Source organism: Streptococcus sp. HMSC078H03, assembly GCF_001808655.1.
GTDB classification, from domain to species: domain Bacteria; phylum Bacillota; class Bacilli; order Lactobacillales; family Streptococcaceae; genus Streptococcus; species Streptococcus salivarius_G.
This window is the reverse complement of the sequence record NZ_KV794101.1, coordinates 1-291: the sequence shown is the minus strand read 5'-3', so window position 1 is coordinate 291 and position 291 is coordinate 1. Positions and strand designations below refer to the sequence as shown.

Sequence of the window (291 nt, the reverse complement as noted above, 5' to 3'; positions counted from 1 at the left end):
GTTTGTCATAATGTTCCTTGAAAGTAAACTGGTCGAGTTTACGATAGACAGTGGACGTTGACACGCGAAGTCTTCTGGCAATATCCGTTAATGACACCTTCTCAGTTAGGAGTTGTGTAACCTTTTGTCGGACTAGATTGGAGATTTGGCAGTTTTTCTCAACGATAGATGTCTCAGCTACCGTGACTCGTCTACAACTTTTACACTGGAAACGACGTTTTTTCAGACGTAGTAGTGTTGGAGTTCCAGCTTGCTCAAGAAGAGGGATTTTAGAAGGCTTTTGAAAGTCGT

1 protein-coding gene is annotated in these 291 nt (G+C 42.3%); it reads right to left on the bottom strand.

Annotated elements, in window-relative coordinates; genetic code table 11:
• Positions 1-291 (bottom strand): helix-turn-helix domain-containing protein (locus tag HMPREF2607_RS04935; protein WP_148130150.1); only part of this gene is annotated, 291 nt, incomplete at both ends.